The organism is Microbacterium sp. ARD31, assembly GCF_031844425.1.
Genome location: NZ_JAUZVE010000003.1, coordinates 489,684 through 516,091, shown reverse-complemented (window position 1 = coordinate 516,091; position 26,408 = coordinate 489,684). Strand labels below are relative to the sequence as shown.

General features: G+C 72.1%; 21 protein-coding genes, 1 tRNA gene and 1 other RNA gene. 10 read left to right on the top strand and 13 right to left on the bottom strand.

Translation table 11 applies throughout. The features are described from left to right. Window position 1 precedes the first annotated feature (1 nt). The 5 genes from Q9S36_RS12930 to ffs all read right to left on the bottom strand — a co-directional run bounded on the left by Q9S36_RS12930 (window position 2) and on the right by ffs (window position 6,924). Window positions 2–2,620: a glycosyl hydrolase family 65 protein gene (locus tag Q9S36_RS12930; RefSeq protein WP_311285471.1), complete on the bottom strand. Its 2,619-nt coding sequence runs from the start codon at window positions 2,618–2,620 to the stop codon at window positions 2–4. 46 nt (window positions 2,621–2,666) lie between these two features. Beyond that, entirely contained in the window at window positions 2,667–3,389 is a 723-nt protein-coding gene (locus Q9S36_RS12925; RefSeq protein ID WP_253035247.1) for an HAD family phosphatase, read from the bottom strand. A gap of 31 nt (window positions 3,390–3,420) precedes the next feature. Continuing rightward, complete coding sequence (locus Q9S36_RS12920; protein ID WP_311285470.1) at window positions 3,421–4,644, bottom strand: acetate kinase; 1,224 nt, start codon at window positions 4,642–4,644, stop codon at window positions 3,421–3,423. Further along, window positions 4,641–6,776, bottom strand: coding sequence for a phosphate acetyltransferase (gene pta / locus Q9S36_RS12915; RefSeq protein ID WP_064003032.1), 2,136 nt, complete (start codon window positions 6,774–6,776; stop codon window positions 4,641–4,643). The genes Q9S36_RS12920 and pta overlap by 4 nt, the downstream gene beginning before the upstream one ends. A 51-nt stretch (window positions 6,777–6,827) precedes the next feature. After that, window positions 6,828–6,924: signal recognition particle sRNA small type (gene ffs, locus Q9S36_RS12910), an RNA gene on the bottom strand. A gap of 91 nt (window positions 6,925–7,015) precedes the next feature. Here ffs and Q9S36_RS12905 point away from each other — a divergent pair. The 3 genes from Q9S36_RS12905 (at window position 7,016) to Q9S36_RS12895 (ending at window position 11,538) form a co-directional block, all read left to right on the top strand. Then, a complete protein-coding gene (locus Q9S36_RS12905; RefSeq protein WP_311285469.1) occupies window positions 7,016–8,047 on the top strand; it encodes a MoxR family ATPase in 1,032 nt (343 codons plus the stop codon). 76 nt (window positions 8,048–8,123) lie between these two features. Further along, window positions 8,124–9,308 (top strand): DUF58 domain-containing protein, encoded by a 1,185-nt coding sequence (locus tag Q9S36_RS12900; RefSeq protein WP_311285468.1) that lies wholly within the window; start codon window positions 8,124–8,126, stop codon window positions 9,306–9,308. Beyond that, window positions 9,298–11,538 carry a DUF3488 and transglutaminase-like domain-containing protein gene (locus Q9S36_RS12895; protein ID WP_311285467.1) on the top strand — a complete coding sequence of 747 codons (2,241 nt, stop codon included), beginning with the start codon at window positions 9,298–9,300 and terminating at the stop codon, window positions 11,536–11,538. Before Q9S36_RS12900 ends, Q9S36_RS12895 begins: the two co-directional genes overlap by 11 nt. A gap of 55 nt (window positions 11,539–11,593) precedes the next feature. Here the strand turns inward: Q9S36_RS12895 and Q9S36_RS12890 are convergent. The 3 genes from Q9S36_RS12890 to Q9S36_RS12880 form a co-directional block, all read right to left on the bottom strand. Further along, window positions 11,594–11,685 (bottom strand) — tRNA-Ser (locus Q9S36_RS12890). 60 nt (window positions 11,686–11,745) lie between these two features. Then, the gene (locus Q9S36_RS12885) at window positions 11,746–12,522 is read right to left on the bottom strand and encodes an isocitrate lyase/phosphoenolpyruvate mutase family protein (protein ID WP_311285466.1); all 777 of its coding nucleotides are present in this window, start codon (window positions 12,520–12,522) and stop codon (window positions 11,746–11,748) included. 73 nt (window positions 12,523–12,595) lie between these two features. Continuing rightward, window positions 12,596–13,042 carry an SRPBCC family protein gene (locus tag Q9S36_RS12880; protein ID WP_064003028.1) on the bottom strand — a complete coding sequence of 149 codons (447 nt, stop codon included), beginning with the start codon at window positions 13,040–13,042 and terminating at the stop codon, window positions 12,596–12,598. Between the two features lie 148 nt (window positions 13,043–13,190). On the opposite strand from Q9S36_RS12880, the gene Q9S36_RS12875 reads away from it, so the two are divergent. Then, entirely contained in the window at window positions 13,191–13,991 is an 801-nt protein-coding gene (locus Q9S36_RS12875; RefSeq protein ID WP_311285465.1) for a hypothetical protein, read from the top strand. 19 nt (window positions 13,992–14,010) lie between these two features. On the opposite strand, the gene Q9S36_RS12870 is transcribed toward Q9S36_RS12875, so the two are convergent. Beyond that, on the bottom strand, window positions 14,011–14,529 hold the full coding sequence (locus Q9S36_RS12870; protein ID WP_311285464.1) for a GNAT family N-acetyltransferase: 519 nt from the start codon (window positions 14,527–14,529) through the stop codon (window positions 14,011–14,013). A gap of 92 nt (window positions 14,530–14,621) precedes the next feature. On the opposite strand from Q9S36_RS12870, the gene Q9S36_RS12865 reads away from it, so the two are divergent. The 5 genes from Q9S36_RS12865 to Q9S36_RS12845 all read left to right on the top strand — a co-directional run bounded on the left by Q9S36_RS12865 (window position 14,622) and on the right by Q9S36_RS12845 (window position 22,201). Further along, complete coding sequence (locus tag Q9S36_RS12865; protein WP_253035232.1) at window positions 14,622–15,854, top strand: ROK family transcriptional regulator; 1,233 nt, start codon at window positions 14,622–14,624, stop codon at window positions 15,852–15,854. A 109-nt stretch (window positions 15,855–15,963) separates the two neighbouring features. Beyond that, complete coding sequence (locus Q9S36_RS12860) at window positions 15,964–17,325, top strand: extracellular solute-binding protein (RefSeq protein ID WP_253035233.1); 1,362 nt, start codon at window positions 15,964–15,966, stop codon at window positions 17,323–17,325. A gap of 4 nt (window positions 17,326–17,329) precedes the next feature. Beyond that, entirely contained in the window at window positions 17,330–18,274 is a 945-nt protein-coding gene (locus tag Q9S36_RS12855) for a sugar ABC transporter permease (RefSeq protein ID WP_311285462.1), read from the top strand. Next, window positions 18,271–19,161, top strand: a complete 891-nt coding sequence (locus Q9S36_RS12850; protein WP_311285461.1) for a carbohydrate ABC transporter permease — start codon at window positions 18,271–18,273, stop codon at window positions 19,159–19,161. Before Q9S36_RS12855 ends, Q9S36_RS12850 begins: the two co-directional genes overlap by 4 nt. 43 nt (window positions 19,162–19,204) lie before the next feature. Next, window positions 19,205–22,201, top strand: coding sequence for a glycoside hydrolase family 38 C-terminal domain-containing protein (locus Q9S36_RS12845; RefSeq protein ID WP_311285460.1), 2,997 nt, complete (start codon window positions 19,205–19,207; stop codon window positions 22,199–22,201). 12 nt (window positions 22,202–22,213) lie between these two features. Here Q9S36_RS12845 and Q9S36_RS12840 read toward each other — a convergent pair whose 3' ends face one another. The 4 genes from Q9S36_RS12840 to Q9S36_RS12825 are packed head-to-tail and all read right to left on the bottom strand — an operon-like array spanning window position 22,214 to window position 25,435. Then, window positions 22,214–23,293: a DNA glycosylase AlkZ-like family protein gene (locus Q9S36_RS12840; protein ID WP_311285459.1), complete on the bottom strand. Its 1,080-nt coding sequence runs from the start codon at window positions 23,291–23,293 to the stop codon at window positions 22,214–22,216. Window positions 23,294–23,325: 32 nt separating this feature from the next. After that, complete coding sequence (locus Q9S36_RS12835; RefSeq protein WP_311285458.1) at window positions 23,326–24,057, bottom strand: sulfurtransferase; 732 nt, start codon at window positions 24,055–24,057, stop codon at window positions 23,326–23,328. Window positions 24,058–24,098: 41 nt separating this feature from the next. Continuing rightward, a complete protein-coding gene (locus Q9S36_RS12830; RefSeq protein WP_311285457.1) occupies window positions 24,099–25,037 on the bottom strand; it encodes an aldo/keto reductase in 939 nt (312 codons plus the stop codon). A 35-nt stretch (window positions 25,038–25,072) separates the two neighbouring features. Then, complete coding sequence (locus tag Q9S36_RS12825; RefSeq protein ID WP_082886173.1) at window positions 25,073–25,435, bottom strand: helix-turn-helix domain-containing protein; 363 nt, start codon at window positions 25,433–25,435, stop codon at window positions 25,073–25,075. 108 nt (window positions 25,436–25,543) lie between these two features. Between Q9S36_RS12825 and Q9S36_RS12820 the strand changes: the two genes are divergently transcribed. Next, window positions 25,544–26,404, top strand: coding sequence for an NmrA family NAD(P)-binding protein (locus Q9S36_RS12820; RefSeq protein ID WP_311285456.1), 861 nt, complete (start codon window positions 25,544–25,546; stop codon window positions 26,402–26,404). The last annotated feature ends 4 nt before the right edge of the window (window positions 26,405–26,408 follow it).

The following is a 26,408-nucleotide window of genomic DNA, read 5'->3' as shown; positions in this document are numbered from 1 at the left end:
CTCAGACCGTCGCGGTCACATCACCCACGTCGATCGCCGGGAACTGCTGCGTCCGGGTGTCGGGCTCGAACGCCTGCCGCGCCGGGGCATCCGCCTGGTCCTCGTCCGCCGTCACGATCGGGATCGTGCCGGTGTGCACCGGGACCGAGGTCGCGGCCGTCGCGTCGGGGACGGATGCCGACAGCAGCGTGCCGTCCTCGCGCAGTTGCTCGCCGATCTGGCGGAGGGTGGGGCGTCCCGGGATCACCGGGCCCTGGCCGTCGAGGTGCACGGTCACCGTCTCGCCGCCGGCGACCGTGTACCCGGCGCCGCGGACCGTGAACGACACGGCGTCGCCGTCGTCAGCGGTGACCGTCATCTCGTCGCGGCGGACCGTGATCCGCAGGCGCGTGCCGTGCCAGTGGAGCGTGTACGACAGCGACGGCCAGTCGGCGGGCAGGCGCGGGTCGAAGCTGAGCGCCCCACGGTGGTCGCGCATGCCGCCGAACCCGGCGACGAGCGCCGTCCAGACGCCGCCGGCGGAGGCGACGTGGACGCCGTCGGACGCGTTGCTGTGCAGGTCGCCGAGGTCGACGAACGCCGACTCGCGGAAGTACTCCAGCGCGAGGTCCTGGTACCCGACCTCGGCGGCGAGGATCGCCTGCACGACCGCCGAGAGCGTGGAGTCGCCCGTCGTCAGCGCGTCGTAGTACTCGAAGTCGGCGAGCTTCTCGGCCGGGGTGAACTGGTTTCCCTGCAGGAACAGGGCGAGCACGACGTCGGCCTGCTTGAGGACCTGGTACCGGTAGATCACCAGCGGGTGGAAGTGCAGCAGGAGCGGGCGCTGCTCGGCGGGGGTGTTCTCGAGGTCCCACACCTCGCGCTCGAGGAAGACGGCGTCCTGGGGGTGGATGCCGAGGGCCTCGCTGTACGGGATGTGCATCGCCTCGCCGGCGCTCTGCCACGCGACCGGCTCGGCCTCGTCGAGATCGAGACGGTCGACCATCGCGCGGTAGGCCTCGGGCTGGTCGACGGCCATCTCGCGCACGACGCGCGCGGCGTAGCGCAGGTTGTACCGCGCCATGACGTTCGTGAACAGGTTGTCGTTGACGACCGTCGTGTACTCGTCGGGACCGGTCACCCCGTGGATGTGGAAGCTCTCGGGCTCGCCCGTCTCGGTGAACCGCCAGAACCCGAGGGTCGCCCACAGCCGCGCCGTCTCGACGAGGATGTCGACGCCCTCGCGGTGCAAAAAGTCGGTGTCCCCCGTCGCGCGGACGTACTTGCCGAGCGCGAAGGCGACGTCGGCGTTGATGTGGTACTGCGCGGTGCCGGCGGCGTAGTAGGCCGAGGCCTCCTCGCCGTTGATCGTGCGCCACGGGAACAGCGCACCCGCCTCGTTCAACTGCCCCGCGCGCTTCCGGGCCGCCGGGAGCATGAGGTACCGCATCCGCAGCGCGTTCCGCGCCCAGAGCGGCGTCGTGTACGCGAGGAACGGCAGGACGTAGACCTCGGTGTCCCAGAAGTAGTGGCCGCTGTAGCCCGAGCCGGTCACACCCTTCGCGGGCACGCCGAGCGAGTCGGCGCGCGCGGCCGCCTGGGCGAGCTGGTACAGGCACCACCGGGTCGCCTGCTGCAGGTCGTCGTGCCCCTCGATGAGCACGTCCGACCGCTCCCAGAACGCCTGCACCCAGGCCTCCTGCCGCTCGAACAGCCGCTCGATGCCCTCGTGCTCGACCCGGTCGAGCGTGCGGCGGGCGCGCTCGACGAGCTCGCCCGCGGGGACGCCGCAGGAGGTGTGATACGCGACGGCCTTCGTGATCGTCACCGGCACACCCTGCTTCGCCTGCACCCGGAAGACGTTCTTGGCGACGTCGGGCTCGACGAGCGAGCGCGACGAGTACTCGTTCTCGGTCTCGACGAGGTGGTCGGCGACGACGGCGACCGTCATGCCGGAGTCGGTGACCTTGTACGACAGCGCGGCGCGGGTGCCGTCCTGCCAGTGGTCCTCGGGCTGCAGCACCCGGTTCGCGAAACCGTCGGCCTTGCGGGGGTCGAACCCGGCCTCGGCCTGCTTGCCGAGCCCAGGACCGCCGTACACGTCCTGGCCGTCCTGCCGGTTGATCATCTGGCAGTTGACCGTGACCGGGGCATCCGCGTTCAGCACCGTGACCGAGATGCGCATGACGGCGACGTGGCGCTCCTCGAAGGAGACCATGCGCTCGTAGTCGATGACGACGTCCTTGCCGCTCGGGGTCATCCACCGGATGTGGCGGGTCAGTACTCCCCGGCGCATGTCGAGGGCTCGCTCGTATTCGCGCAGGTCCGCGATGTCGAGCGAGAGCGGCTCGTCGTCGACGTAGACGCGCATGACCTTGCTGTCGGGCGCGTTGATGATCGTCTGCCCGACCTCGGCGAAGCCGAAGGCGCGCTCGGCGTGCCGGATCGGGAACACCTCGTGGAAGCCGTTCAGGAACGTGCCGTGCTCGTGCGCCTGGCGCCCCTCGGGGTGGTTGCCCCGCAGGCCCAGGTAGCCGTTGCCCTCGGCGAACAGCGTCTCGGTGACGCCGACGTCGTCGAGCGAGAACGAGGTCTCGACGAGACGCCACGGGTCCACGGGAAAACGATGACGATCGATCATGCGGGGGTCCTTCTTCGGGTGTCAGGACGACAGGGGATGCCGCGGGTCAGGCGAAGACGGCGAGGTCGTCCACGACGACGTGCGCCCCGGCGTCACGCAGCGCCTGGGCTCCGGCGCCGCGGTCCACACCCACCACGAGACCGTACCCGGCGGAGGCGGCCGATCGCACGCCCGAATGCGCGTCCTCGACGGCGGCGCTGCGCGCGGGGTCCACCCCGAGCATCTCGGCGGCGCGCGCGAAGACGTCGGGCGCGGGCTTGGAGGCGAGGTGCTCGGACTCGGCCACGACGCCGTCCATGATGACCGGGAAGCGGTCGATGATGCCGGCGACCGTCAGGACCTCGCGGGCGTTCTTCGAGCTCGAGACGACGGCGATGGGGACGCCGGCGGCCTGCAGCTTCTCGACGAGGGCGAGCGAGCCCGGGTACGGCGCGATGCCGTCGGCGCGCAGCACGCGCTCGAAGACGACGTTCTTGCGGTTGCCGATCCCGCAGATCGTGTCGACCGAGGGGTCGTCGGACGGGTCGCCCCACGGCACCTCGACGTCGCGCGAGCGCAGCAGGCTCGCGACGCCGTCGTACCGCTTCTTGCCGTCGAGGTGCTCGAAGTAGTCGCTCTCGCGGTAGGCGGGCTCGACGCCCCACGAGGCGAACAGCTCCGTGAACATGCTCTGCCAGGCGTGCATGTGGACCTCGGCCGTGGGGGTCAGCACACCGTCGAGGTCGAAGAGGACTCCGTCGAAACGGGTGAGGTCGGGAAGCTCAGCCATCGTCACCGGACCAGCGTAACGGCCGCGCACGTCAGGCCGTCGCGACGGCGTGGGCCTGGCGCGCGATCTCGAGCTCCTCGTCGGTAGGGACGACGAGGACCGTCACGGGAGAGTCGTCGGTCGAGATGACGCGGATGCCGCTCTCGCCCGACGTGTTGCGCTCGGCATCCAGGTGGACACCGGCGAAGCCGAGGGTCTCGAGGGCCGCGGCGCGCACGACGGCGGAGTTCTCGCCCACGCCCGCCGTGAACGAGATGACGTCGACGCCGCCGAGCTGCGCGAGGTAGGCGCCGAGGTAGGCGCGGAGCCGGTGGATGTAGACGTCGAAGGCGAGCTGCGCGTCGGCATCCCCCTCCCGTCGGCGGGTGTCGATGTCGCGCATGTCGGACGCGCCGGCGAGCCCCAGGAGGCCGCTCCGCTTGTTGAGGAAGGCGTCGAGCTGGCCGGGTCCCATGTCCTCGCGTCGGGCGAGCACCCCGAGCACCGACGGGTCGATGTCGCCGGAGCGCGTGCCCATCACGAGCCCCTCGAGCGGCGTGAGACCCATCGAGGTGTCGACCGACTCGCCGCCGCGGATGGCCGTCGCCGACGCCCCGTTGCCGAGGTGCAGCACGATCTGCGAGAGCTCAGCGAGCGGCCGCCCGAGGAACGCCGCAGCCGCTTCGCTCACGAACTTGTGGCTCGTGCCGTGGAAGCCGTACTTGCGGATGCGGTGCTTCTGCGCCGTCTCGCGGTCGATCGCGTAGGTGTATGCCGCGGCCGGCATCGTCTGGTGGAAGGCCGTGTCGAACACCGCGACGTGGGGGACGTCGGCGAAGGCGGCGCGCGCCGCGCGGATGCCCTGCAGCGCCCCCGGGTTGTGCAGCGGCGCGAGGGCCGACAGCTCGTCGATGTTGATCTCGACGAGGGGCGTGATGAGGGTCGGCTCGAAGAAGCGCGCGCCGCCCTGCACGACGCGGTGACCGACGGCGACCGGGCGCGCGTTCTCGAGGGAGGGACCCTGGGCCGCGAAGGCCTCGAGCATGACGGCGAACCCGGCGGTGTGGTCGGGGATCGCGCGCTCGATGCGCGAGGTGGCCTTCGTCGCCGTGACCGCGGCGCCCTCCCCGCCGAGGAAGACGGTGTGGGTCGCGATGCCCGACTCCTCGCCGATCCGCTCGACCAGACCGGAGGCGAGGGGACGCTCGGTGGCGACGTCGACGAGCTGGTACTTGAACGAGGACGAGCCGCTGTTGATGACGAGGACGGGGGTCATGCGCGGGCCTCCGGGGACGCGGCATCCGCGTTCTGCGCCTGGATCGCGGTGATCGCGATCGTGTTGACGATGTCCTCGACGAGGGCACCGCGGGAGAGGTCGTTGATGGGTTTGTTCAGGCCCTGCAGGACCGGACCCATCGCCACCGCGCCGGCCGAGCGCTGCACGGCCTTGTAGGTGTTGTTGCCCGTGTTGAGATCGGGGAAGACGAAGACGGTCGCCCGACCGGCGACATCCGACCCGGGCATCTTCGTCGCCGCGACGGCCGCGTCGGTCGCGGCGTCGTACTGGATCGGGCCCTCGACGAGGAGCTCCGGAGCACGCTCGCGCACGAGCGCGGTCGCCTCGCGCACCTTCTCGACGTCGGCACCCGACCCGGACTCGCCGGTCGAGTACGAGAGCATGGCGACGCGCGGCGAGATGCCGAACTGCTCCGCCGTGGCCGCGGACGAGACGGCGATGTCGGCGAGCTGGGCCGCCGTCGGGTCGGGGATGACCGCGCAGTCGCCGTAGACGAGCACGCGGTCGGCGAGCGCCATGAGGAACACGCTCGAGACGACGTCGACACCGGGTTTGGTCTTGATGATCTCGAACGCCGGACGGATGGTGTGCGCCGTCGTGTGCGCCGCGCCCGACACCATGCCGTCGGCGAGCCCGAGGTGGACCATGAGCGTGCCGAAGTAGGAGACGTCGGTGACCGTGTCGGCGGCCTGTCGGAACGTGACGCCCTTGTGCGCGCGGAGGCGCTCGTACTCGCGGGCGAACTTGTCGACGTGGACGGCGTCGAAGGGGCTGAGCACCTCGGCGGCGCGGATGTCGAGACCCAGCTCGAGGGCACGCGCGTGCACCTCGATGGGCTCGCCGAGGATCGTGATGTCGGCGATCCCGCGCGCGAGCGCGGTGGCGGCCGCGCGCAGGATGCGGTCGTCGCCGCCCTCGGGCAGCACGATGCGGCGACGCTCGCGCCGGGCGCGTTCGATCAGCCCGTACTGGAACATGAGGGGCGTGACCACCTGCGAGCTCGCGAGGCCGATGCGTCGGAGGAGGTCGTCGGTGTCGACGTGCTGCTCGAACAGCGCCAGGGCCGTGTCGTACCGGCGCTGCGAGTGCGCGGCCAGCCGGCCGCGGGCGCTCATGATGCCGCGCACGGTCTCGTACGTGCCCTGATCGGTCGCGAGGATCGGGAGGTTCGAGTCGAGGCCGTCGATGAGGCGCTCGACGTGCTCGGGGAGCTCGAACGGGCCGTAGAGGACGATGCCCGACAGCGAGGGGAACGTCCCCGACGCGTTGGCCAGGAGCGCCGCGAGCAGCACCTCGGTGCGATCGGCGGCGACGGCGAGGATCGCGGCCTCCTCGAGCCGCGGCAGGACGTTGTTGAGCGACATTCCCGCGACGACGACGTGGAGCACCTCGCGGTCGAGCAGCGCCTCGTCTCCCTTCACGAGCGTCGCGCCGAGCGAACGGGCGACGTCGCCGACCGACGGGGCCACGAGGTAGGCGTCCTCGGGGATCGCCCAGACCCCGATGTCGCCCGCTGCGGCGGGGACGGCGCGGACGGCCGCGACGATGTCGTCGAGGTGCGCGGGGTCGGCGCGGTTGACCACGACGGCGAAGATGCCGGCGCGCTCGTGGGTGATCTCGGACAGCGCGAGGGTCGCGAGGTTGCCGACCTGGGCGGGTGTCAGCCCACCGGCATCCGTCTGCCGCTCGCCGTCGGCGGCCTGCCCCGACAGCACCACGAGGACGGGCGCCCCCAGGTTGGCCGCGATGCGGGCGTTGTAGCCGAGCTCGGCGGGACTGCCGACATCGGTGTAGTCGCTGCCGACGATGACGACCGCGTCGCACTGGGCCTCGACCGCCTTGTACCGCTCGACGATGCGGCCGAGGGCCGCCTCGGGGTCGGCGCGGACCTCGTCATAGGTGGCCCCGATGCACTCGTCGTAGCCGAGGTCGACGCCGTCGTGATCGAGGAGCATCTCGAGCACGTAGTCGCGCTCCTCGGTCGAGCGCGCGATCGCGCGGAACACCCCGACGCGAGGCGACCGGCGGCTGAGGGTGTCGAGCACGCCGAGGGCGATCGTCGACTTGCCCGAGTGACCTTCCGCGGAGGTGATGTAGATGCTCTGAGCCACGCTCCCAGCCTAGGGTCGCGGCCGATGGGCGGGCTGGGAGGCGCCGGGCAAAAGAAAGACTCTCCGCGAACCCGGCAGAGCCTGGTTACCCTTGCTACGTTTCCGTCCTGGGGGAGTTGGCCTGGATGCCGTCTCGCGGAGAGCTGCTGCAAGTCTACCCGACGTCGGGCGCCCGCCCGTGACGGGCGGGTTAGCATCGGGTCGGGCGCGCTGATGCGCCGACCGCGTGAGGGGGACGGATGACCGACGACCAGACGACGATGACGGCGCCGGGGGGCGCTTCCACGTCACGGGCAGCGACCGGAGTGGATGCCGCGGTGTTCGCCGAGACCACCGATGCCCTCATCTCCTCGGTGTCGCAGGTCATCGACGGCAAGCCGGACGCCGTCCGCGCCGCGCTCGTGTGCCTGCTCGCCGAGGGGCACCTCCTCATCGAGGACGTCCCGGGCGTCGGCAAGACGATGCTCGCCCGCGCGCTGAGCGCGTCGATCCGGGCGACCGTGCGCCGCATCCAGTTCACGCCCGACCTGCTGCCGAGCGACGTCACCGGTGTGAGCGTCTACGACCAGTCCGAGGGCAGGTTCGAGTTCAAGCCGGGGGCGATCTTCGCCCACGTCGTCATCGCGGACGAGATCAACCGCTCGTCGCCCAAGACCCAGTCGGCCCTCCTCGAGGCCATGGAGGAGCGCCAGGTCACGGTCGACGGCACGAGCCGCATCCTCCCCGACCCGTTCCTCGTCGTCGCGACGCAGAACCCGCTCGAGATGGAGGGCACCTACGCCCTTCCCGAGGCGCAGCGCGACCGCTTCATGATGCGCATCTCGATGGGATACCCGGATGCCGCGAACGAGGCGCTCATGCTGCGCCAGCGCGACAGCGGCAACCCGCTCGAGGCGATTCGCCCCGTGATCTCGGCCGAACGCGTCGCCGCCCTCATCGCCTGGGCGCGCTCGGTGCACGTCTCCCCCGCCGTCGAGGAGTACGCCGTCGCGCTCTCGCGGGCGACGCGCGAGCACAGCGACCTGCGGCTGGGGGCGAGCCCGCGCGCGACGCTGCAGCTCGTCCGCGCCGCGAAGGTGTGGGCGGCGCTCGAGGGCCGTGAGTACGTGATCCCCGACGACCTCGTGACGCTGCTCGAACCCGTCTTCGCCCACCGTCTCATCGCCGCCCGCGGCGGTGCGATGGCGCGCGGCCGGGGCGGCGCCGACCTCGTGTCGTCGGTGCTCGACTCGGTGGTGCGTTCGGTGCCCGTCCCCGTCGCCGCGCGCTGAGCGGTCCGACGACATGACGCGATGGCCCCTGACCCCTCGGGGCACAGGAGCGGTCCTGGTCGGACTCGCTTCGTTCGTGTGCGCCCAGATCTTCTCCGTGCCGGCGCTCGTCTTCTTCGGCGTGCTGCTGCTGGCGGCGGTGGGCGTCTCGTTCGCGTCGCTGTGGCTGGGACACCGCGACGACGGCGTGCGCCGCTCGTTCGCGCCCGCCGTGGCGAGCGTCGGGGGCGACGTCGACGTCCGCGCCCACGTCGAGGCGCGCACCGTCCTCCCGACGGCGGTGGGCACGTGGCAGGACCGACTGCCCCGCGGTGTCGACGGCGAACCGAGCGGCGTCTATCCCGCGCTGCGGTCGGGTCTCGTCTCGGGCGGGCACAGCGTCGACATCTCGTACCGGGTGCAGGCCCGGCGCCGGGGCGTGCGCCCCATCGGCCCCCTCGTCGTCGAGACGACCGATGCGTTCGGACTGAGCCGGCGGCGTCAGCAGCTCGGCGGCACCGTCCCTCTGACCATCGCGCCCGCCGTCGTTCCGCTCGAGGCCTTCGAGGAACTCCCGGGAGCCGCCGGGGGCACGATGCAGTCCGTCACCGACAAGCTCGGGCAGGGCGCCGACAACCTCATCCCGCGCGTGTACGCGCCCGGCGACTCGATGCGCCGCATCCACTGGCGCGCCAGCGCGCACCGCGGTGAGCTCATGGTGCGTCAGGAGGAGCGCGAGTCGAACCCGGAGGCCGTGATCGTCTTCGACCGGAGCGTGACGCGGTGGAGCGGCGACGCCCTGCGCTCCCCCGGCGAGGACGCGGGCTTCGAGGCGGCCGTCTCGATCGTGGTCTCGGCCGCGCACCGCTTCGTGCAGGAGGGGTACAGCGTGACGATCGTCGACGTGGACGGCTCGGAGATCGCCGAGCCGCTCGAGGGCGGCGACACGACGGCGCTCGAGGCGCTCACGACGGGCTTCGCCACGCTCACCGCGCGACGGGACGGGAACCTCCGCACCCTCTCGACGCTGTTCGCCGGGACCACCCTCGGCCCCGTGGTCGTCGCGACCGGCGAGATCGACGCGGAGGATGCCGCGGCCCTCCTTCCGATCGTCACCCACAGCAGCCTCCCGGTGCTGTTCGCGCTCGGCGGGTCGGCCGAGGCGATGCGGATCGCCCGCGACGGCGGCTGGCGCGTCCACCGGCTCGAACCCGAAGACGAGATCGACACCCTGTGGTCGGGCATGGCGGGGTTCCCCGAAGGCCGCGGTCATGTCGACTGACCGGATCGAGGCGGAACGGCCCCGCCACGACGGTCCGTCGACGATCGCCCTGCTCCTGGCGATCGTCGCGGCGCTCATCCCGCTCTTCTCGGTGATCGCCGGCGGTGCGTGGGCGGCGCTCGCCTTCGTGCTCTCGGCCCTCCTCCTCGGCGCCGGTTACCTCCTGCGGCGCCTCCGGCTCGTGGCCGGCGTGGTCACCCTCGCCCTCCTGGCGCTGTGGACGGCGATCATGACGGCGGTGTTCTTCTCCGACGTCGCGTGGCTGCTCGTCATCCCGTCCGGTGAGGCGTTCGCGCGGGTGCCGCGGCTGCTCGAGATCGCGAGCTCCGACATCGCCGTCGGCGTCGCGCCTCTCGAGGCCTCGGCGTCGCTGACGTTCCTCATCGTCGGCGCCGTCGGAGTGCTGACCATCGCGCTCGACCACGTCGTCCTGACGGCGCGGATGCCGCTCCTCGGCGGTATCGCACTGACCGCCGTCTGGCTCATCCCGACGATCGCCGTCCCCCGCGCGGTCGACCTGTGGGCGTTCGCGCTCCTCGCCCTCGCGCTCCTGTGGCTCATGCGCACCGAGACGCGCGCGCGGCACCGCGCGCTGCAGCCCGCCGCGCCCCGGGGCGGTGTCGGCGGCGTGGCCGCCGTGATCGCGGCATCCGCTGTCGTCATCGCCGTCATCGTCGCGCCCGTCCTGCCGACGGCCGTCGCCCCCGCGGGCGGGTTCGGCGGCGGCACGAGGATCGACGCGAGCCTCAACCTCGGCGACGATCTGCGGCGCCCGGCCGAGGTCCCCGTCGTGCGCCAGTGGAGTGCGAGCGGCGGGCCCTCGTACCTGCGGGTCGCCACCCTCACCGAGCTCGAGGGCGGGTCGTGGCGCCCCGACCGCGCCCGCACCGTGCCCGTCGAGGAGTGGGAGCCCGACGACTCCGCCGCGGAGGGCATCGAGATCGTGGAATCGTCGCGGACCGTCGAGGTGCTCGACCTGTCCTCGGCGCAGCTGCCCGTCCCGGCCGATGCGGTGTCGTTCGAGGGTCTGAGCGGCACCTGGCGCATCGCGGCGGAGAACGGCACGGTCGTGTCCCCCTCCTCGGCGGCGCGCGGTCAGCGTTTCGACGTCGTGACCCGCAGCCCCGCGCCCACGATCGAGCAGGCCCGCGCGGCCCAGGCGCGCGGCGGCCCCGACGGCGCGCGGGGGCTCCCGGCCGAGACGCCCGACGACATCGGCGCCCTCGCCGCCGAGGTGACCGCCGACGCCGGCACCGACTACGACCGGCTCCTCGCGCTGCAGTCCTGGTTCCGCGGACCGGAGTTCGACTACTCGCTCGAGGCGCCTGTCGAGGACGGGTTCGACGGACCGGGTGTCGAGGCCGTCTCGCGGTTCCTGCAGGTGCGATCGGGCTACTGCGTGCACTTCGCCTCGGCGTTCGCCCTCATGGCCCGGTCGCTCGACATGCCCGCGCGGGTCGTCGTGGGGTTCCTCCCGGGCCTCGCCACGGGCGACGTCGTCGACGACGAACGCGTCTACCAGGCGACGACCGCGCAGCTGCACGCCTGGCCGGAGGTCTTCTTCGAGGGCATCGGCTGGGTCGGGTTCGAGCCGACGAAGAGCCTCGGCACCGCGCAGCGGTTCGCCTCCGACGACGACGGCTCGAACGACCCCGAACCCGAACCGACGGCGAGCTCGACGCCGCAGCCGACCTCGAGTGCGTCGGCGGCACCGCGGCCCGAGGACGACCCCACCGCCGGCACCACGCCCACCTCGACCGCCTCGGTGACGCAAGCACTGCCCGTCGTCGGCATCGTCGCGGCGATCCTCATCGTGCTGGCCCTGCCGGCTCTCGCGAGCGCCGCGGTCACCCGTCGCCGCGCCGCGCAGGCCCGGGGCGGCAGCGCGGGGGCGGCCTGGCGGCTCGTGCAGGACGCCGCGATCGATCTCGGCATCCCGGTGCCCGACTCCGAGTCGCCCCGCGCGTTCGGCTCCCGCCTGCGTCGTCACCACGGCGCCCCCGCCGACGCCGTCGAGCGACTCGTCGACGCGGTCGAACGCGCCAGCTACGCCCCGCCGGGATCGTTCGGCGACGAGGGCGCGACGATGGCGACGGATGCCGCCGCCGTCCGCGCCGGGCTGTACTCGGCCGTCGCGGCGCCGCGGCGCCGGATCGCGCGCCTCCTGCCGCGATCGCTGGTCATCCGCCCGGGGTCGACGTTCGCCGAGGAGACACCGGTGCGCCGCTGAGCCGCCCCGGCGGGAACGCCGAAGCCCCGCACCACTCGGGTGCGGGGCTTCGTTGTGGCGGAAGCGACAGGATTTGAACCTGCGAGACGAGTTACCCCGCCTACATGGATTCCAGCCATGCTCCTTCGGCCGCTCGGACACGCTTCCAACGGGAGAGCCTACCACGCGGGGTTCGTCCGGCCCGCGCGCGGGGCGCGGCATCCGTCGTCAGTTCAGGGCGCGGGTGCCCTCGGGGATCACCCCGTCGCGGTAGAGATCGGCCGCGACGTCCTGGAACGCGGTCAGCGCGACGCGCTGGGTCAGGGGTCCGTAGGAGATGCGGGCGACGCCGAGCTTCTCGTACTCGCCGGCGGTGAGGGCGCCGGGCAGCCCGATGACGCTGATCCGGCCGATGCCCTCCACGAGGCGGGAGGTGGTCTCGGCGTCGAGGACCCCCGGCACGAAGACGACATCGGCGCCGGCGTCGAGGTAGGCGCGTCCGCGCGCGATCGCGTCGGCGATCGACTCCTCGACGGGGCGGCCGCCGCCGCGGACGAACGCATCGGTGCGGGCGTTCAGGGCGAAGGGCACGCCCTCCGCCTCGGCGGCGGCGACGACAGCCGCGACGCGCGCGACCGACTCGTCGAACGGGCGCAGCCGGTCCTCCATGTTGGCGCCGACGATGCCCGCCCCGATGGCGCGGCGTGTGGTGTCGCCGGTGTCGTCGTAGCCGTCGTCGAGGTCGGCGGTGACGGGGATGTCGCCGGCGACGGCGACGATGCGCCCCACCATGTCGAGGGTGGTCTCCAGCGGGATCGTGCCGTCGTCGTAGCCGAAGGATGCCGCGATCGAGTGCCCGGCCGTCGCGATCGCGCGGGTGTCCGGGAGGGCGAGGACGGCCTGGGCCGAGACGACGTCCCACACGTTGACGACACGGAGGATCTCGGGGGCGGCGTGGAGTTCGCGAAGGCGGCGAGCGCGGCCTTCGACGGAGAGGGTGGTCATGCCTCCACCGTGCCACGGCGGCCCGGTGGAATGCACCACCGGGCCGCCGTGAGCGGAAGGACGGGCCGTCCGCTCACCCCACGTCGCCTCGCCAGGCACCGGTCTCGGCGCCGCGGGATTCGATGAACTCTTTGAACTTCTGCAGGTCCTTCTTGACCGCGTGGTCGTCGATGCCGATGGCGGCGCCGACGGTCTCGACGAAGCCCTCGGGCTTCCAGTCGAGCTGCACCGTGACGCGCGTCTCGGTGTCGCTCAGCCGGTGGAAGGTGACGACGCCGGCGTGATCCTCGTCGACGCTCTTCCACGCGACACGCTCGTCGGGATGCTGCTCGGTGATGTGCGCGGTGAACTCGCGCTCCACTCCGCCGATCTTCACCTTCCAGCGGTTCGTCGTGTCGTCGATCTGCGTGATCGACTCGACGTAGCTCAGGAAGTGCGGGAAGGACTCGAACTGGGTCCACTGGTTGTACGCGGTGGACACCGGCACACTGACATCGACGGTCTCGATGATGCTGGCCACGGTTTTCCTCTCGTCGTGATCGTGCCGTCCATCGTGCTCCCGATGCGTTCGTCCTCTCCAGGGGCTTGCACGAGCGACGGAGGAACGGATAGAAGCGGCGATAGGCTCGTCCGCGACTGCCGACCCGTCCCCCGCAAGGAGCCGCATCGTGCGCACCCCCGCCCTGCCCCTGCTCGCCGCGACCGCCGTGCTCGCTCTCGCGGGGTGCTCGGCCGCCGAGACCCCCGCCCCGAGCACGTCGCCGACCGCCTCGGCATCCGCATCTGCGACACCGCCCGCCTCCGCGTCCCCCACCCCCGACGCGACGGCGGGCGCGCCCGTCGTCGAGACGCCCGTCGAGTGCGAGACGCTCGACCTCGCCTCCGGGACGGTCGCCGGGTCGGACCTCGGCCCCTGCCTGCAGGCGGTCCTCGTGCGCTACGACACCGGCACGCTCACCATCTCCGGCGACGAGCTCGCCGGAGAGGTCTCTTACCACTACGACCCGATGTTCGAGTTCCGTGGCGACCTCGAGACCGGCGGCGGGCCGGTGGCCATCAGCTTCGTCGACGGCGACATGCTCATCGACGAGGGCGACGGGCCCGTCGTCGCCGATCCGGACTCCGCCGATCCCACCGAGCAGGCAGCCGGAACCGCGGCGGAGGCGTACCGCGTCTTCTCGGACCCGGGCTTCCTCGGCGACCTCATCGGCGGCGGCGACACCTGGTCGGTCTCGGCCGCACCCGAGCCGGTCGAGACGCCCGACGGGTCCATCGAGGCCTACCGCCTGGAGAGCACGGCGGCATACGACTGGTACGGCATCCCGATCGACGCCTACATGCTGTGGCTGACGGAGGACTTCCGCCCCGTCGCGGCGGAGTCGACCACCGGATTCCTCGGGCGCGCGGCGACGCTGACGCAGCAGCTGTCGGGCCTCGGCGAGCCGGTCACCATCTCGCCGCTGAGCTGAGTCGGCGAACGCGCCGCGATCAGCGCCGCGCGAGGGCGGTGAGCGCGTCGCCCGTCATCCGCTGCGTCGTCCACTCGTCCATGGCCTCGGCGCCGATGGACCGGTAGAAGCCGACGGCGGGCGCGTTCCAGTCGAGCACCGTCCACTCCAGTCGCGGATAGCCACGCTCCAGTGCGACGGCGGCCAGGGAGGACAGCAGCGCCGTGCCGTACCCGCGGCCCCGGTCCGCTTCATCGACGAAGAGGTCCTCGAGCCAGATGCCGTGGCGTCCGGTCCAGGTCGAGTAGGTGAGGAACCACACGGCGATCGCGCGGATCCCCCCGTCCCGCTCGATGACGTGGGCGAAGGCCTTCGGATCGTCGCCGAACAGGGTGGCGGTGAGATCGTCCGTCGTCGTGCGGACGGCATCCGGCTCGCGCTCGTACACGGCGAGCGCGAGGATCGCGGTGAGGATGCCGGCCTCGTCGCCGGGCGCCGCAGCGCGCAGGACGGCACCGTCGTCGAGCGTGCGGGAAGGAAGCGCGGAGGGAGATGCCATGCCTCGAATGTAGCGGCGGCGTCGGATCGCCGCCGTGAACGCGGCGCGCTACGCTCAAGCCACCGCACACCCGGAGCAAAGCAGGTTCACCCATGGCCAGACGCGGCGCCAATCAACCCAGCGTCGGTGGTTACAACGAGGCTGTCGTCCTGGACCAGATCCGCCGGTCCCGCGGACACAGCCGCGTCGAGCTCGCCGACGCCACCGGGCTGTCCGCACAGACCGTGTCCAACATCGTCCAGCGCCTGCTGGATGCGGGGATCGTCGAGGAGGCCGGCCGCACGAGCTCGGGGCGCGGCAAGCCGCGTACGACCCTGCGACTGGTCGGAAGCAGCCGCTACGCCGTCGGCGTCCACCTGGATCCGGGACTCATCACGGTGGTCGTCCTGTCGATCGACGGCGAGGTCGTCGCCCGCCACGCCCGCGCCACGCCGCGCGCACAGGACCCGGCCGACACGGTGGCCGTCCTCATCGAGGACATCCACGCCGTGCTGTCCGAGTCGGGGATCGACCGCAGCCGGATCGTCGGCCTCGGGATCGCCGCGCCCGGACCGATCGACGCCGACCGCGGCATCGTCGTCGACCCGCCCAACCTGCTCGGCTGGGACCGCGTCCCCCTCCGCGACGCGATCGCCGAGGCCACCGGGCTGGCGGTCGTGCTCGACAAGGACGTGACGGCGGCGGCCGTCGCCGAGAAGTGGGTCGCCGCTCCCGGTGGGGCCCCGAACTTCGCATTCCTGTACCTCGGCACCGGGCTCGGCGTGGGACTCGTCGTCGGCGACGAGGTCGTCCGCGGCGGGTCGGGCAACGCCGGCGAGATCGGGCACATCGTCGTCGACCCCGAGGGTCCGTCGTGCGCGTGCGGACTGCGCGGATGCATCGCGGTCACGTGCGCGCCGCTCCCCCTCGTCGAGGAGGCCGAGCGCCGCGGCGTGCTCGAGGCGGACCGCGAGTCCGACGACCCGACGCGGGTGGATGCCGCGCTCACCCGGCTCGTCCGCATGGCCGAGGACGGCGATGAGCGCGCCCGCGACCTGCTGCAGCGGTGCACGGTGCACGTCGCCCGCGCCCTCGCCGTCGTCTCCAACCTGCTCGACGTCGACCGCATCGTCATGGGCGGTCCGCTCTGGGACCGCGTCGGACCGACCTTCACCGAGGCGATCCCCCCGCTCCTCGACGAGATGCGCGTCGCACGCGGGGTCCATCGCCTCTCGATCGCGGGCACCGCACTCGGGTCGGATGTCGGGGCGATCGGCGCCGCGTGCCTCATCCTCGACGAGGCCCTGACGCCCCGGCCGACCTCGCTTCTGGTGCCGTCTGCGTGAGCCCCGCGCCCGACGCCGCAAGGCGTCTTGACTCCGCTATGTCCATCGGTTTGACTTACCGTGTCCCGCCGTCGCGCGTGGACGCCACGATCCGGAGCAAGGGGGCACCGTGAAAGCTCGCACCGTCGTCACATCCATCGCCGCAGCGACCGCTGCCGGCCTCCTCCTCGGCGGGTGCTCCGCTGAGGGAGGCGAAAGCAACGGTGACACCGTCACGGTCGTCTACGCGAAGACCGACTCGTTCGAGGTGCTCGACACCCTGATGAAGACGGCGAAGGAGGAGTTCGAGGCATCCCACGAGGGGATCACCGTCGACCTGCAGCCGATCACCGCCACGGACGACGACTACAAGACCCGGTTGCAGCTCTCGCTCGCCTCGCCCGACACCGCCCCCGACGTCTTCTACGAGGACACCTTCACCGTCCGCAGCGACGCCGAGGCCGGCTACCTCCTGAAGCTCGACGACAAGCTCGCAGACTGGGCCGATTGGGAGATGTTCGACGAGGCCGGCCGGAACGCCGGCAAGGGCGAGGACGGCGGGACCTACGCCCTGCCGCTCGGCACCGACACGCGGGTCATCTGGTACAACAAGGACGTCCTCGAGAAGGCCGGGATCGCCACGCCCTGGCAGCCCGAGAGCTGGGACGACATCCTCGCCACCGCCGCCGCGATCAAGGAGAGCCAGCCGGACGTCGTGCCGTTCAACATGTACGCGGGCACCGGGACCGGCGAGGGCACCGTGATGCAGAGCTTCTACGAGCTGCTCTACGGCACCGGCGAGGGCACCGGCCTGTACGATGACGACGCGGGCAAGTGGGTCGTCGGATCGCAGGGCTTCATCGACTCGCTGACGTTCCTGCAGACCCTCTACGACGAGGGCTACGCCGTGAGCGCCGACCAGGCCCTCGACCCGAACGTGTGGCAGGCCGTCTTCGGCGAATGGTTCCCGAAGGGCACCCTCGGGGCGACCGTCGAGGGCTCGTACACCCCGTCGTTCTGGGCCGAGGGCGGTCAGTACCCGTGGCCCGAGTACACCGACACGATGGGGGTCGCCCTCTTCCCGACGCAGGACGGACAGGCGCCCGGCGGCGTCAGCATGTCGGGCGGGTGGACCCTCGCGGCATCGGCGCAGACGGACGTTCCCGACCTCGCCTTCGACTTCATGACGACGGTCCTCAACAAGGAGAACGCGCTCTGGTACGCGATCAACAACGCGCAGATCGCGGTCCGCTCCGACGTCGCCGAGGACCCGACGTATCTCGAGGCCAACCCGTTCGTCGGCGCTGTGACGGATGCCGTCTCGGTGACGCACTTCCGACCCGCGAACAGCGACTACCCCAAGATCTCGGTCGCGGCGCAGCAGGCCACGGAGGCGGTCATCACGGGACAGCAGTCGCCCGCCGAAGCAGCCGCCGCCTACGACGACGCCGTCCGCGAGATCGTCGGCGACGACGGGGTCATCACCGGATGACCCCGTGAGCACGACGCTCGCGCCGCAGCAGGACCGCCGCGCGTCGCCCCGCCGCCGCGGCCACGGTCGGGTCGACATGCGCCTCTCCCCGACGCGCGCGCTCCCGCTCCTCCCCGCCGTCGGCCTCCTTGTCGTCTTCCTGGCCGGCCCCATCGTCTGGGCGACGGTCGGTTCCTTCACCGACCGCGCCCTGACGGGAGTGGGGGCGGCGAAGCCGGAGTTCATCGGCCTCGACAATTACGCCCGGCTGTTCACCGACCCGGTGCTGCCGTTGTCGGTCCTGCTGACCGTCGTCTTCGTCATCGGCTCGGCCATCGTCGGGCAGAACGTCCTCGGGCTGCTGCTCGCGGTCCTGTTCCGCGCCGGCAGCAGGGTCGTCGCGGGCACGGTGGGCGTCCTGGTGGTGACGGCGTGGGTCCTGCCCGAGATCGTGGCCGCCTTCGTGGGCTACGCGTTCCTCTCCGCGGACGGGACGCTCAACGGCGCGCTGTCGCTCGTCGGGATCGACGGCCCCAACTGGCTCTACGCCCTGCCGCTGCTGGCGGTCATCCTCGCGAACACCTGGCGGGGCACCGCGTTCTCGATGATGATCTACCGCGCGGCGCTCGACGACGTGCCGCCCGAAGTCACCGAGTCGGCGATGATCGACGGCGCCGGCACGTGGCAGCGGCTGCGCTACATCACGCTGCCGATGATCTCGGGGACGATCTTCACGAACCTGCTGCTCACGACGCTGCAGACCCTGTCGGTGTTCACCCTCATCTGGGTCATGACCAAGGGCGGCCCGGGCGACCTGTCGCGCACCCTCCCCGTGCTCGCCTACAGCGAGGCCTTCTCGTTCGGCGACATCGGGTACGGCAATGCGATCGCGATCGTCATGCTCGCCCTGGGCGCGGTCTTCTCGATCGCCTACGTCGTGTCGCTGCGGCGCCGAGGGGGTGTCGCGTGACCACCGCCACCGCGACCGTCGCCACCGCGACCCGGCGCACCCCCCGTGCGCCCAGCGTCGCCTCACCGCGACGCGGCGCGACGCGGTTCTGGGCGAACCTCGTGCTCGTGATCATCGGGATCGTGTTCGCCGCGCCGCTCGCGTGGGTCGTCCTCGCCTCGATCGACTCGGCGGCGACCTATCGCGTGGCGTGGCCGACCGACCCGACCCTCGACAACTTCGCCGACGTCCTCACCCCCGAGCTGACGCTCCGCCCGCTCGTGAACAGCCTGCTGCTCTCGACGGGTGCGGCCGCGGTGACGGTCGTGGCATCCGTCCTCGCCGCGTACCCGCTCTCGCGGTACCGGTCGCGGTTCCACGCACCGTTCCTCTACTCCGTGCTCTTCGCGAGCTGCCTGCCGATCACCGCGATAATGGTGCCCGTCTACAGCCTGTTCGTGCAGGTCCGGCTGATCAACCAGCCGTGGGCCGTGGCGCTGTTCCTCGCCGCGAGCGCCCTTCCGATGGCGCTGTGGATGACGAAGAACTTCATGGACTCGGTACCGGTGAGCCTCGAAGAGGCCGCCTGGGTCGACGGGGCGAGCGCGATGCGCGCGCTGTGGACGATCGTCGTGCCGCTCATGCGCCCCGCCCTGAGCGTCGTCTTCGTCTTCGTCTTCCTGCAGGCCTGGGGCAACTTCTTCGTGCCGTTCGTCCTCCTGCTGACGCCGGACTGGCAGCCGGCCGCGGTCTCGATCTACGCCTTCTTCGGGCAGTACGGCACCGTCGCCTACGGACGCCTGGCCGCCTACTCCCTGCTCTACTCGCTTCCCGTCCTCGGGCTCTACCTCCTCGTCACCCGCGGCCTCGGGGGCTCGTTCGCCCTCTCGGGCGCCGTGAAGGGCTGACCCGTCCCGGCTCCCGCGCCGCACCGATCTCGAAGGAACCCGCATGCACCGCAACGACCACCTGGCCCTGCAGCGCATCGACCGGCTCGTGCGCGACCGGCTGCCCCCCGCCCTGCACCGCGAGACCGCCCCCGTGACGATCGCGGCGTGGGAGGTCCCCGACGAGCCCGTGCCCTTCGCCGAGGCGATCCGGCAGGAGTACGCGCCGTTCGCCGTCGGCACCGAGTGGGGCAAGCCGTGGGGCACGGTGTGGTTCCACGTCACCGGCCGCGTGCCCGACTCCTGGCGAGACGTGCCGGGCACCCGTCCCGAGATCGTCGTCGACCTCGGCTTCGACGGCTCCGGTCCGGGGTTCCAGGCCGAGGCGCTCGTGTTCCGCCCCGATGGGTCGATCGTGAAGGCGATCGAGCCGCGCAACACCGCCGTCCCCGTCGAGGGCGACGAGATCGACCTCTGGATCGAGGCGGCGGGCAATCCCAGCGTCGCCGGGACGTTCACCTTCGCCGCGACCCCGCTCGGCGACAAGCGGACCGCGGGCGCGGAGCCCATCTACCGACTGCGGCGCCTGGAGCTGGGGCTGCTCGACCAGACGGTGTGGGAGCTGCAGCAGGACATCTGGACCCTGCGCGGACTCGTCGAGCAGCTCGACCCCGACCGCACCCGTCACGCCCGCGTCCTGGCGGCGCTCGGCCGCGCGGTCGACGCAGTGGACCCCGACGACGTCGCCGGCACGGTCGCCGCGGGACGCGCCGAACTGCGTGACGCGCTCGACGCCCCGGCATCCGCCACCTCGCATCAGCTGACCGCCGTGGGGCACGCCCACATCGACTCGGCCTGGCTGTGGCCGGTCCGCGAGACCGTGCGCAAGGTCGCGCGGACGTTCTCGAACGTGCTCGACCTCATGCGCACCGAGGACGACTTCGTCTTCGCGGCGTCGTCGGCGCAGCAGTACGCGTGGATGAAGCAGCACTACCCCGAGCTGTTCGAGCGGATGCGGCGGGCCGTCGCCGAGGGCCGGTTCGCGCCCGTGGGCGGCATGTGGGTCGAATCCGACACGAACATGCCGGGATCGGAGGCCCTCGCCCGCCAGTTCGTCGAGGGCAAGCGGTTCTTCCTCGAGGAGTTCGGCGTCGAGCCGCTCGAGGTCTGGCTGCCGGACTCGTTCGGGTACTCGGCCGCGCTCCCCCAGATCATCGCCGCGGCGGGCTCGCGCTGGTTCCTCACGCAGAAGATCTCGTGGAACGAGACGAACCGGATGCCGCACCACACGTTCCTGTGGGAGGGCATCGACGGCACCCGCGTGTTCACCCACTTCCCTCCCGTCGACACGTACAACTCCGACCTGTCGGCGGCAGAGCTCGCCCGCGCCGAGCGTCAGTTCGCCGAGAAGGCGCACGCGACGCACTCGCTCGTGCCGTTCGGCTGGGGCGACGGCGGCGGCGGACCCACCCGCGAGATGATCGCCGCCGCGCGCCGCACCGCCGACCTCGAGGGGTCCCCCAAGGTGCGCCTGGGCTCGCCGGCGCAGTTCTTCGCCGACGCCGAGGCGGAGTGCGCGGCGCCGCCGGTGTGGTCCGGGGAGCTCTACCTCGAGTACCACCGGGGCACCTACAGCGCGCAGGCCCGCACGAAGCGCGGCAACCGCGAGAGCGAGCACCTGCTGCGGGCGGCCGAGCTCTGGGCGACGCTCGACACGGTCCGCACCGGCGCGGCCTACCCCGCCGAGCGGCTGCGCGCCCTGTGGCAGACGGTCCTGCTGCACCAGTTCCACGACATCCTGCCCGGCACCTCGATCGCGTGGGTCCACCAGGAGGCCGAGGCGACGTACGCCCGCCTCGCAGACGAGCTGCGGGAGATCATCGACACCGCCCTGCGCTCGCTCGTGGGCGAGGGCGAGCGGGCGCTCGCGGCCAACGCCGCGCCGGTGGCGCTCGGCGGCGCACCGGCGCTCGGCGTCGGGGCCGCGGCATCCGCTCCCGTCGTCTTGCCCGAAACGGACGGCGACGGCTGGCGGTTCCGGCATCCCCGGTTCGACTGGGCGATCGACGCGCGGGGACTGGTCGTGGGCGCCGTCGACCTCGCGACGGGCCGCGAGCTCATCGATCCCGCGCACCCCGGTGGCGCGCTGCACCTGTTCCGCGACACCCCGCGGGACTGGGACGCGTGGAACATCGACGTCGAGGACGGCGCGCTCGGGACCGTCCTCGACGCGGCCGACGAGATCACGGTGGACGGGGCCGACCTCGTGGTCCGGCGCCGGTTCGGATCGTCGTCGGCCGAGCAGCGCTACCGCGTCGACCCCGCGTCCGGCGCGCTCGAGGTGGCGCTGCGGCTCGACTGGCGCGAGCGGCAGAAGATGCTGAAGATCGCCTTCCCGCTGCGGGTGCGGGCCGAGCGCGCGGAGTCCGAGATCCAGTTCGGCCACGTGTCGCGGCCTGTCCACATGAACACGACGTGGGATGCCGCCCGGTTCGAGACCGTCGCGCACCGCTGGATCCGCGTGGCCGAGGGCGAGTACGGCGTGGCGATCGCCAACGACGCGATGTACGGCCACGACGTGCAGCGCGCGCCCGGCTCGGACGGGGGCGCGCGGACGGTCGCACGGGTCACCCTCGTGCGGGCGCCCCTGTTCCCGGACCCCGAAGCCGACCAGGGCGCACACACCTTCCGCCTGTCCGTGCTCCCGGGCGCCACCGTCGCGGCGGCCGTCGCGGAAGGGCTGCGACTGAACCTCCCGGCCGTCCCTCTGCAGGGGGCGCGCGAGGTCGACCCACTCCTCGAGCTCGACGACCCGGGCGTCGTCGTCGAGGCCGTCAAGCTCGCCGACGACGGGTCGGGCGACGTCATCGTGCGGCTCTACGAGGCGCTCGGCTCGAGCCGGACCGCGCACCTCGTCCCGGGCTTCCGGGCGACCGGCGTCGTGCAGACGGACCTGCTCGAACGCCCGATCGCGGCGACGGCGCTGCGGGATGCCGCCGGCGACGCGGTCCGCCTCGAGCTGTCGCCGTTCCAGCTGGTCACGCTGCGCCTGGCGCGCTGAGCGTCGCCGGACTCAGTCGAGTCCGCGGACCGGGACCCCGAGCCACTCGCCGAGGTCCCGGACCTCGGCGTGCACCATCTCGCGCTCGTCGTCGTCCAGCGGGACGAGCTCGTGCACGGCGGAGACCACGAGGTTCTCCTTCTTCTTGTCGAGCGCGGCGTCGAGCAGACCCACGAAGCGGTCGCCGACGAGGATCGGATGCGCGAAGTAGCCGTAGACCCGCTGATGCTTCGGTTTGAACTGCTCGAGGACGTAGGTGAACTCGAACAGCTCCGTCAGGCGCGGGCGGTCGAACAGCATGCGGTCGTACGGGTTGAGGATCGCCGCCCGCCCACCCGGATCATCGCCCCGGGCGGCGAGCGCCTCGGGGTCGACCCGCCAGCGCCACGCGCTGCCCTCGACCTCGGCGGGCTCACCCGCCGTGCCGACACCCGACCACGATGACTTCTCGCGCGCGATGCCGAGCGCCTGCAGCCGCCGTGCCGCCAGAACGTCCTCGGCGTCGGCCGGGTCCATCTCGGCATCCCGTGCACCGTAGACACGGTCGGGCAGGTCCCACACGCGCTGGCGGCCGATCCGCCCGCTGATGGCGACGTCGCCGAGGTATGACAGGAGCTCGAGCATGCGCGGCACCTGATTCGCGCCGTACCAGCCGCTATCGTTCTTCGCCTGGACCACGCTCGTGTCGGGGATCTCCGAGGCCGGCAGCGGCCCCTCCCGCTCGAGGCGTCGCAGGATCTCGGCGCGGAAGGCGGCGTTCGCCTCGAGGTACTGGCGTGTCGAACCGCCGAGGCGGCGCCCCGGCATGACGGCGCGGAGAGCCGGGAGGAGGGATGCCGGGCGGAAGTGCCCGTCGTACTCGAACAGCAGCCGGTCCCCCTCGACCGCCTTCGACAGCTGCCCCGGCTCGTAGGCCCACCCGATGCGCGACCAGCAGATCGACTGCTCGCTGGGGGCGATGACGGCCGTCGGGTCGATCTTGATCGCGGCGATCTGCTCGGCGACCTCGACGACGTCGCCGGGTCGGTCCGCATCGAGCAGCTGCGCGCGCACCGCGATGCGGCGGGCCTCGTCCCTCGTGAGCCGGTGCATGGGTCGAGGCTAGCGGCCGCCTCGGACGCTGCTCAGCCGGTGGGCTGCAGGCGCGCGTCGACGGTGCGCCGCTCGTCGAAGACGAAGCAGTCGCCGTCGAACCCGTCGCCGCCGACGTGCTCGAAATACCCGAGGATGCCGCCGTCGAGCTGACGCGCGTCGATGCCGTCCTCCCGCAGGACGAGGGCCGCCTTCTCGCAGCGGATACCGCCGGTGCAGAAGCTCACGACGGTCTTGTCGACGAGCTCGTCGCGGTGCGCGGCCGCGGCATCCGGGAACTCGGTGAACTTCTCCAGGCGCCAGTCCAGCGCACCGGCGAACGTCCCGTGGTCGACCTCGAAGGCGTTGCGCGTGTCAAGCAGGACGACCTCACGGCCGTCGTCGTCGCGGCCGGTGTCGAGCCACCGTCGGAGCGTCACGGGGTCGACCGCCGGGGCGCGTCCGGCCGCCGGTCGGATCGCGGGACGGTCCATCCGGATGATCTCGCGCTTGTGCTTGACGAGCATCTTGCGGAACGGCTGCTCGGCCGACCAGCTCTCCTTCGTCGTGAGCGCGGCGAACCGTTCCTCGGCCCGCAGCTCGTCGACGAACCCGCGGACGTCCTCCGCCGGTCCCGCGAGGAAGAGGTTGATGCCCTCCTCGGCGACCAGGATCGTGCCGCGCAGCGAGCGCGCGTCGACCCGCTCCTGCAGCTCGGAGCGCAGCGACGCGGGGTCGTCGATCGGCGTGAAGAGGTAGGCGGAGATGTTCAGGACGGATGCCACCGGTCCAGGCTAGGCGACCGGCGGCATCCGTCCCGGGTCGGTCAGCCGACGAACGGTGCCGAGGTCTCGTCGAGCGCGGCGACCTCGTCGGGGGCCAGCTCGAGCGTCGCGCCGGCGATGAGGCCCTCGACCTGGTCGACGCGCGAGGCCGAGGCGATCGGGACGGCACCCTTCGCGCGCAGCCACCCGAGGGCGGCGGAGGCGACCGAGACGCCGTGGGCGGCCGCGACGTCGTCGAGCGCGGAGAGCACGGCGAGCCCGTCGGGCGTCGCGTACTTCGCCGCCGATCCCGCACGGGGCGAGGACTGCCCCGAGGTGTCGGCGGAGCGGTACTTGCCGGTGAGGAATCCGCTCGCGAGGGCGTAGTACGGCACGACGGTCAGGCTGAGCTCGGCCGCCGTCGGGACGACGTCGCGCTCGACGGCGCGGTCGACGAGGTTGTAGGCGGGCTGGGTCGCGATGGGTTCGGCGACCCCCTGCTCGCGGGCCAGGCGAACCCACTCACGGGTGCGCTCGACGGAGAAGTTCGACACGGCCGGGTAGCGGATGAGACCGTCGGCGACCAGGGCGCCGAAAGCGGCGACGGTCTCCTCGAGCGGGGTGTCGGGGTCTTCGGCGTGCGCGTAGTACACGTCGATGGTGTCGACGCCCAGCCGGGCGAGCGACGCCTCGGCGGCCGCGCGCACGTTGTCCGCCGACAGGCCGGGGAACTCGGGGTGCTTCGACACCTTGGTCGCCACGACGACCCGCTCGGGCCGCCGCGAGGCGATCCACTCGCCGATGATGCGCTCGCTCTCGCCGCCCGAGTTGCCGGGGACCCACGCGCTGTAGACGTCCGCCGTGTCGATGAAGTCGCCGCCGGCGCCGGTGAAGGCGTCGAGGACGGCGAAGGACGTGTCGCGGTCGGCCGTCCAGCCGAAGACGTTGCCGCCGAGCGACAGGGGGAACACGGTCAGATCGCTGGTACCGAGAACAGTCATGATTTCGATCCTGACACGGCCGCGGATGCCGGGGCTCAGCGCGCGACGATCTCGTCGGCGTTCGCCTGGATCCACGTCATGAGGGGCGTCATCCGCTCCATGAGCTCGACTCCGCGCGGGGTCAGGGAGTACTCGACGCGGGGCGGGACCTCGGGGTAGGACGTGCGCGCCACGATCCCGTCGGCGGCGAGGGTGCGCAGCGTCGTGGCCAGCATCTTCTCGCTGATCCCGTCGACGCTGCGACGCAGCTCGCCCCACCGGCGTGTGCCATCGGTGAGCGCGAGGAGGACGAGGACGCCCCACTTGCTCATGACGTGGTCGAGGACGACACGCGACGGGCACGCCTCGCTGAAGATCCCCGGCGACTCCTGCCGCATCCGCTCGAAACTCACCGACACGTCAGCAGCTTACCTGAAAGTGGGTACCCTCCGATCGGAATGCATGGGGGGCCGGTGGGGGTTGTCCCGGCTGTCGCGCGCATCGCGCGATCATCGAAAGGATTCGCCATGACCATCCTCGTCACCGCCGCCGGCGGCCAGCTCGGACACCTCGTCGTCGACGCACTGCTCGCCCGCGGCGCCGCCCCGGAAAGCATCGTCGCCGGAGCCCGCACCGTCGCGAAGGCCGCCGACCTCGCCGACAGAGGCGTGCGCGTCGTGCCGCTCGACTACACCGTGCCCGAGTCGGTCGACGCCGCCCTCGAGGGTGTCGACATCGTGCTGCTCATCTCGGGCTCGGAGCCGGGCGGGCGCCTCGCCGGCCACCTGACCGTCATCGACGCCGCCGCCCGCGCCGGTGTCGCGAAGCTCGTCTACACGAGCGTCTCGCACGCCGACACCGTCGACCTCGTCCTCGCCCCCGACCACAAGGCGACCGAGGAGGCGATCGCGGCCAGCGGCATCCCCGCCGTGATCCTGCGCAACAACTGGTACATGGAGAACTACGCCGGCGACCTGGCCGGCGCGGCGCAGACGGGTGTCTTCTCTGCCGCCGTCGGCGACGCCGCCGTGGCCGCCGCCGCGCGAGCGGACTACGCCGACGCCGCCGCGGTCGTCCTGCTCGAGGACGGGCATCTCGGCCGCACGTACGAGCTCGCGGGACCCCGCGCCACCTACGCCGACATCGCCGCCGCCATGGGCGAGGTGCTCGGGCGCGAGGTCGTCTACGCGCCGGCGACCCCCGACGAGCTGGCGGCGCGGCTGGCGTCGTTCGGGCTCGACGAGGGCACCGTCGGGTTCGTCGTCGCCCTCGACGGCGGCATCGCCCGCGGCGCCCTCGACGTCACCTCATCCGACCTGACCGACCTCATCGGGCGTTCCGTGACCCCTTGGACGGACGCGCTGCGCGCCGTGGCTCCTGCGGGCTGATCCC